Here is a 7,573-nt window from a genome sequence, read left to right on the forward strand (position 1 = left end):
GTTTGTTCTCTCCGCCTCCCCCCCCCTCCCCCCACCCCGCCCCTCCCCCCCCTCCCCCCCGGGGCCGCGGGATCAGGCGTTCGGGTCGAACGGAATGCCGGCCGGCTTGGCCTCCGCGAGGTGGGAGTTGAAGCTGCCGTCCTTGAGACCGAAGTGGGCACTGCCGAAGTCGGCCTGGCTCAGCTTGTCGCGAAGACCCGCGGGATAGCCGTTCCAGCCGACCAGCCTCGGGAACTGCCAGGCGTGGTAGTGGTTCTCCGGCGGCTCGTCGTTGGAGTTCGCGGGGCGGAAGCAGTGCGTGCTCGCGCCGTCCTTGTGGTAGACGACCTTGGGGTGCGTCCCGTCCCACCGGATCTGGTCACGGCCGTAGATGTTGAAGTCGCCGTGGGCGGAGGTGGAGACGTACTGGGCCTGGTTGTTCTGCACCCACACCACGACGTGCTCCCAGTCGTGGCGGTGTCCGCCGAGGCTGATGCCGGGCACGGCCTGGTCCTTCTCGAAGTAGAGGCCGTAGATGATCGCGCACCAGCCGTTGTTGCACTTGTAGCGCGCGTACCCGTTGGTGTTGTCGAGGTCCCATGAGTCACGGCACTGGCCGTTGAGCGCACCGGTCGGATTGAGGCCGGGGTTGAGGGTCCCGTCGGGGCCTATGGCGGGAGTGGGGTAGCAGCCGTCCGTGTCGTAGTCGAAGGCCGGCTGGAACGTCTGCTCCAGCCCGTCCGCGTTGGCGGACAGGGCCGGCGGAGGAGCAGCGAAGGCGCTGCCCGGGAAGGCGATGACCAGCGCCATGGCGCTGCCGACGACGAGCGAGAACTTGCGGATGCGCGAGCTCTTCTTCACTGCGTCCTCCTGATCGGCCGCTGTGTGGGGTTGCGGCGTCCTGTGGGGCACATATTGGCATGCGCAGCTCAATCTTTACGACGCTCGTGTACGTGCCGAGCGGCGACCGGTGTCGGAGCGATGAAAGGTCGGCCAATACACGGGTGTTGGCGTAACGGCAGAGCCGTTCGGCGCGGACGAGGGGCCCGACTCCATCGCGTCGGCCCCCTCGTCCGCCGTGCCTTGAGGAGGCGTCAGTTGGTCGCCGCCGCCGCTCGGTAAGCCGCGGTGAGCCTGGCCACCGCACCCGTCAGGTCGCCCGTCAGCAGCAGGTGGTCGGCCTCCGCGAAGGGCTTGGCCACCGCGGGGGTGATGTTCCGGCCGATCCGGTGCTGGACGATCTCGCGCGCCTTGGTGGCGATGGCGCGGCCGGCCTCGGACCCTGCGCCGCCCGTCCTCTCGACGAGCGCGGCGGCGACCGCCAGGGCCTTGAGGGTGCGCTCGCCGCCGGCCGGGGCCGCGCCGAGCGTCGTGAGCCCCCAGCCGTACGGGAACTGCGGGTCGTACGCCGTGTCCCCGACGTTGATCGGGAGCTGGGCCTCGGACCTGGGCCAGGTCACCGGGAGTTGGCCGGTGAAGGCGCGCTTCCCGTACAGCACGTCCGCCACACCGTCGCCCTCGGTACCCGGCAGCCATGAGGCGACGAGGGCGTCGATCTCGCCGAGGCGGTCGCCGATGAGCTGCGGGCGGCCGGAGACCACGAGGACGACGCACTTCATCGCGGCGCAGACCTTGGCGACGGCGGCCTTGTCGGCTGCCGACAGTTCCAGGTCATGACCGTTGCCGACGTCGCCGATGCCTTCGGAGTACGGGGTCTCACCCACCACCACGACGCCCACGTCATGCCCGTCGAGGGAAGCCGACGCGTCCTTCGAGTACGTGACGGTGCCGGGCGCGGCCTTCTTCATCGCGGCCAGGATCGTCGTGCCGTCGGTGATCGCCCCCGGCGAGCCCTGCCAGCTGATCGTCCAGCCGCCGGCCTGGTTGCCCAGGTCGTCGGCGTTGGACCCCGCGACGTACACCTTCTGGGAGGGCTTCAGCGGGAGCAGGCCCCCGTCGTTCTTCAGCAGGACCTGGGACTTGGCCGCCGCCTCCCTGGCCACCGCCCGGTGTTCCGCCGAGCCGACCTTCGCCAGACCCGACGTGTCGGCGTAGGGCTTCTCGAAGAGGCCGAGCGCGAACTTCTGCTCCAGGATGCGGGAGACCGCGTCGTTCACCCGGGACTCCGGGATCCGGCCCGCCTCGACCTCGGCGACGAGCGTCCGGTGGAAGTCCTGGTACGCGGTCGGCACCATGATCATGTCGAGGCCCGCGTTGACCGACGTCCGCACGTCGCTCGCGTAGTCGCCCGGGATCTGGTCGATGGCCTGCCAGTCGCTGATGACGAAGCCCTTGAAGCCCATCCGGTCCTTGAGGACACCGTTGATCAGCTCGGCGTTGGCGTGCATCTTCACCGGGCCGGCGTCGTCGCCGACGATGTCGACGGAGGAGTACGAGGGCATGACCGTGCCCACCCCGCGTCCGACCGCATCGGCGAACGGGGCGAGGTGGACGGCCTCCAGCTCCTCGCGCGTTACCTTGGTGATTCCCTGGTCGATCGTGTACGAGCCGGTGGAGGAGGAGCCGAACTCGGTGCCGCCGTCCCCGGCGAAGTGCTTGGCCGTGGCCAGTACCTTGTCGTTCCGCTTCAGGTCCTTGCCGTTGGGGGCGCCCTGCATGCCGCGGATGACGGTCTCCATGGCGGTGACCAGCGCCGGGTCCTCGCCGTAGGCCTCGTACGACCGGCCCCACCGCTCGTCGCGGGTCACGCACAAACAGGGCGCGAAGTCCCAGGGGATGCCGGTGGCGCGCACCTCCGCGGCGGTGACGGCGCCCGTCCGCTCGGCGAGACGGGGGTCACGCCCCGCGCCGATGCCGATGTTGTGGGGCATGATCGTGGCGCCGACGACGTTGTTGTGACCGTGGACGGCGTCCACCCCGTAGATCAGCGGGATCTGGAAGCGGGAGGCCTGGGCGCGCAGCTGGTACGCGTCGATCATCCTCGCCCATGCCTCGGGGGCGTTGGGCGTCGGGACCGAACCGCCTCCGGAGAGCAGCGAGCCGAGGCCGTAGGCCGCGATGTCGCCCTGCGCCCTGAGCGCGTTGCGCTCGGCCTGGGTCATCTGACCGGCCTTCTCGGCCAGGGTCATCCGGGAGAGAAGGTCGGCGACCCGCTTCTTCACGGGGAGCCGCGCGTCCAGGTACGGCAGACCGTGCGCGTCGATCACGACCTGCGGGTCCTCGGCGGGCGCCTTCGCCCCGGAGACCGTCAGCTTCAGCGGGACCGTCTCCGCGGCCTCGGCCGAGCCGTCATTCAGTGTGGGGACGGTGACGGTACGGGAGGTCCCTGAGGGCGTGCCCGCGGGGAACGTGACCGTACCCGACACCGCCCGGTAGTCCTCGCCCTCGGTCGCGGTGCCGCCGTCCGTGGCGTACTCGACGGTCACGGACTCCTCGAGAGGAGCCGAGCCCGTGGTCGCGACGCCGATCCGGACGTCGGCCGAGCCGCCCTCCCGCACCGGGTGCACGGCGGTGTCGGTGACGACCCTGGCCGTGAGCACCGGGTCCGCCTTGCCGTACAACTCCACGCCGTCGAGGGCGAACTCGCCCTGCTGCCCGACCGGGAGGGTCAGGGCGTAGCCCCAGGTCTCGTTCAGGCCGAGCACCTGGTCGATGCCGCCGACCGGCTGGTAGTCGGTGCGGTACGCGAACTGGGAGAAGGGGAGCTCGACCAGGTGCCAGCCCTCCCAGTCGTCGGTGAAGGACGTGGTCCAGAGCTCGGACGCCTCTCCGTTGGCTCCCCCGTCCTTGAGCTCGAAGTTGATGCGCTTGCCGGAACCGGGCGGCAGGGGCGCGGTGTTCTGGCCGTACCACCAGAAGCGGATGCCCTTGTGGGCGGTCCAGTCGTGGGCGGGCTCGTCGAAGGCGAAGTCGTGGGTGAAGCCGCCCCAGCCGCTGATGCCGTACGAGCCCTTGAGGACCTTGGCACCCTCGGGAGCGTCGGAGCGCTCCTCCAGGGACAGCTGTGGATGGTCGTCGGCGTCACTGCCCCAGGTGAAGATGCCTCCGGCGGGCGGGTTCGCGAAGGGCACCTCGCCCTCGAAACGGTCGACCGCGACCGGGGGCGGCTCGTCCGCCGCGGCCGTGGCCGCGGAGGCGAGCGGGAGCAGTCCGGTGAGGACACATGCGGACACGAGCAGGGCGGTTCTACGGAACCGGGGTCTTGCCTGGTGCATGAGGCTTCCTCCGTGGACGACGCCGGCTTCACTTCACGGGGCGTGAGTCAACTGGCCTGGACCAGTGACGTCAAGACTTCACACCAAACGCGGGACGGAACCAAATCCCTGGGAAACATGGGCAGTTGTTCGTTCAGCGCTTGAACACATTGCCTGTCCAGCGCGTCCATGCCCGTCCGCCCTCCGTAAGGGAGCGCGGCCGGCGGCCTCACGAGCGCGACCGAAGCGCGGCTGGCCGCCACCCCCGAGCCGACCCTGAGGGATCCCCCAGTTGTCCCTGAGATGTGTCAGCCTTCTTTGACAGGTGCCATCGGAGCCTGTCAGCTTTGACTGACAGGTACCGATGAAGGGGACGCGATGGCCGGAGTGCCGCCCCCGCACCCGAGCGGGGACGAGCTTCTGAAGATCCTCGCTGCGCTCGGCAATCCGCACCGGCTGAGGATCGTCGCGGCGCTCGCCGAGGGCGGGCGCAACTACGTCAGCAGGCTCGCCCGCGACCTCGGCATCGGCCGCCCGCTGCTGCACATGCATCTGCAGCGGCTGGAGGCAGCCGGGCTGGTCACCGGGGAGCTCGAGCTGTCGGAGGACGGCAAGGCCATGAAGTACTTCGAGGTCACGCCGTTCGCCCTCACGCTGACCCCGGACGTCGTCGCGGGAGCCGCCCGGACGATCACAGACGGAGAGAAAGAGACCGTGAAGGAGACGTCGGAATGAACGGAGCGGACTGGGCGGGAGTGGCCGGCGCCGGCGGTGTCTTCCTCTTCCTCATCGTGGTCGTGTGGCAGTTCGCCGCGACCTGGCGGGCCCGGATGCTCGCGGCCCGCGAGGAGCAGTACAAGCAGCTCGCCGCGAAGTACGCCGAGTTGCTGGAGGACAACGTCGAGCTGCACCGCCGCACGCTGGAGGAGCTGACGCAGGCCCGCGCCTCGATCACGTCGATGGAGAAGATGATGCGCTCCATCGAGTAGCACGACACGAACGGCAACCAGCAGGCGGTACGGCCGGGAGGGCCAACTCCCGGCCGTACCCATGGAGAACAGATACAGGCATCACCATCCCGTGACGCCGCGGCAGGTCGGCAAACCATCACGCCGCGGTGCGGGTCCCGTGCGCCCCGAACTCCACACTCAGGAGACTACTCATGAACGCGCTGCTCACACGCATGGCCTCCGCACCCGGCGGACGCCGCACCAAATGGCTCGTCCTGGTCGCCTGGCTGATCCTCGCCGTCGCCCTCGGCCCGCTCGCGGGCAAACTGGGCGACGTCGAGGACACGAGCGCCAACGCCTTCCTGCCGCGCGGCGCCGAATCCGCGCGGGTCAACACGGAACTGGAGAAGTTCCGTACGGACCCGGAGGACGCTGTCATGCCCGCCGTCGTCGTCCACACCGGGGACGGCGCGCAAGCGGCAGCCGCCTCGGACCGGGCCGCTTTCGCCCCGTACGCGGCCAAGGGCGAACAGGTACCGCCACCCGTCCCGTCCGAGGACGGCGAGGCCTGGATGACCGTCGTGCCGCTCTCCACCGAGGGCGACGACATCACCGGAACGATCGACGAGCTCCGCGAGATCGCGGGCGCCAACGCCCCGCCGGGCGTGGACGTGCAGGTCGGCGGTCCCGCCGGGTCCCTGACCGACCAGGTCGCGGTCTTCGACTCCCTCGACTCCACCCTGATGATCGCCACCGCACTGGTGGTGGCCGTCCTGCTGCTGATCACCTACCGCAGCCCGGTCCTCTGGCTCTTCCCCCTGCTCTCGGTCGGCTTCGCCGCCGTGCTCACCCAGGTGGGCACCTATCTGCTCGCCAGGTACGCGGACCTCCCCGTCAACCCGCAGAGCTCGGGCATTCTGATGGTCCTCGTCTTCGGCGTCGGCACGGACTACGCGCTGCTGCTCATCGCCCGCTACCGCGAAGAGCTGCACCGCCACGAGGACCGCCACGAGGCCATGCAGATCGCACTGCGCCGCTCCGGGCCCGCGATCCTCGCCTCCGCCGGCACCGTCGCCGTCGGTCTTGCCTGCCTCTCCCTCGCCGACCTCGACTCCTCGCGCTCCATCGGCCTGGTCGGCGCGGTCGGCGTGCTCTGCGGACTCCTTGCGATGGTCACGGTCCTGCCCGCGCTGCTCGTGATCGCGGGCCGCTGGGTGTTCTGGCCGTTCGTACCGAGGTCGGGCACACCCGCCCACAAGGCCCGCACCGTCTGGTCCCGCATCGGTACGGCCGTCGCCCGGCGCCCCCGCTGGTCCTGGATGATGTCCGTGGCCGTCACCGGTGTCCTCGCCCTCAGCGCGGCGGGCATCACCATGGGCCTGCAGCAGTCCGAGATGTTCCAGGACAAGCCCGAGTCGGTCGTGGCCCAGGAGAAGATCTCCGCGCACTATCCCTCCGGCTCCTCCGACCCCGCGAAGATCGTCACCAACGCGGACGCGTCCGCCGCGGTGAAGGCCGCGGCCGCCGAGGTCGGCGGCGTCGCCCGGGTCGAGGACGGCGACCGCACCCGGGACGGCGAACGCGCCACCCTCGCCGTCGTCCTGAAGGACGCACCGGACAGCCCCGCCGCCGAGAACACCATCGACGACCTGCGCTCCGCCGTGCACGCGGTCGACGGCGCGGACGCGCTCGTCGGCGGCACCACCGCGCAGACCCTCGACACCCGGCGCGCCGCCGACCGCGATCTGACGACGGTCATCCCGGCCGTCCTGGCCGTCGTGCTGCTCGTGCTGATCTGGCTGCTGCGCTCCCTCGTCGCCCCGCTGCTGCTGCTCGCCACGGTCGTGCTCTCGTACGTCGCGGCGCTCGGCGCCTCGAACCTCCTCTTCGAGCACGTCCTCGGCCACGCGGGCGTCGACTGGTCGATCCCGCTGCTGGGCTTCGTCTTCCTCGTCGCCCTCGGCATCGACTACAACATCTTCCTCATGCACCGGGTACGGGAGGAAGTCGGCAGGCGTGGCCACACCCGCGGCGTTCTGGAGGGCCTGACCAGCACGGGAGGCGTCATCACCTCGGCCGGCGTCGTCCTCGCCGCGACCTTCGCGGTCTTCGCCGGCCTGCCCCTGGTCACCATGGCCCAGATGGGCGTGCTGATCGGTATCGGCGTCCTGCTGGACACCTTCCTGGTCCGCACGGTCCTCGTGCCCGCCCTCGCACTGGACCTCGGCCGCTGGTTCTGGTGGCCGGGCCGCCTCTTCCGCAGCCTTGGCGGCCCACGGCAGAACACCCCGCGAACGACCACGGACCGGGAACACGAGCCCGCCTGAGGCGACGTCGCACCACGGCGGGGGCCGGCCCGGGGGACGGAACCCCCCCCGGAGTCCCCCCCAACCACCCAGGCAGAAACAAAAAAAGGCAAAGAGAAAACACCCCCCACCGCCCACCCCCCCCCCTCCCCCCCCCACCCACGACGGAAGTCTCGAAAGCAGT

5 protein-coding genes are annotated in these 7,573 nt (G+C 70.3%); 3 read left to right on the forward strand and 2 right to left on the reverse strand.

What is annotated here, in order from left to right; translation table 11 throughout:
• Nucleotides 1-72 precede the first annotated feature (72 nt).
• Nucleotides 73-840 (reverse strand): NPP1 family protein, encoded by a 768-nt coding sequence (locus tag ACFV9O_RS16400; RefSeq protein WP_385417899.1) that lies wholly within the window; start codon nt 838-840, stop codon nt 73-75.
• 233 nt (nt 841-1,073) lie between these two features.
• Nucleotides 1,074-4,154 carry a glycoside hydrolase family 3 N-terminal domain-containing protein gene (locus tag ACFV9O_RS16405; protein WP_385417902.1) on the reverse strand — a complete coding sequence of 1,027 codons (3,081 nt, stop codon included), beginning with the start codon at nt 4,152-4,154 and terminating at the stop codon, nt 1,074-1,076.
• Between the two features lie 357 nt (nt 4,155-4,511).
• Here ACFV9O_RS16405 and ACFV9O_RS16410 point away from each other — a divergent pair, with 357 nt between their 5' ends.
• From ACFV9O_RS16410 to ACFV9O_RS16420, 3 genes are all read left to right on the forward strand, one after another.
• Complete coding sequence (locus ACFV9O_RS16410; protein WP_385417904.1) at nt 4,512-4,868, forward strand: ArsR/SmtB family transcription factor; 357 nt, start codon at nt 4,512-4,514, stop codon at nt 4,866-4,868.
• Nucleotides 4,865-5,122 (forward strand): hypothetical protein, encoded by a 258-nt coding sequence (locus tag ACFV9O_RS16415; RefSeq protein ID WP_385417907.1) that lies wholly within the window; start codon nt 4,865-4,867, stop codon nt 5,120-5,122. The genes ACFV9O_RS16410 and ACFV9O_RS16415 overlap by 4 nt, the downstream gene beginning before the upstream one ends.
• A 173-nt stretch (nt 5,123-5,295) precedes the next feature.
• Complete coding sequence (locus ACFV9O_RS16420; protein ID WP_385417910.1) at nt 5,296-7,410, forward strand: MMPL family transporter; 2,115 nt, start codon at nt 5,296-5,298, stop codon at nt 7,408-7,410.
• Nucleotides 7,411-7,573 lie beyond the last annotated feature (163 nt).

The organism is Streptomyces sp. NPDC059909 (assembly GCF_042730885.1).
In the GTDB taxonomy this organism is placed as follows: Bacteria; Actinomycetota; Actinomycetes; order Streptomycetales; family Streptomycetaceae; genus Streptomyces.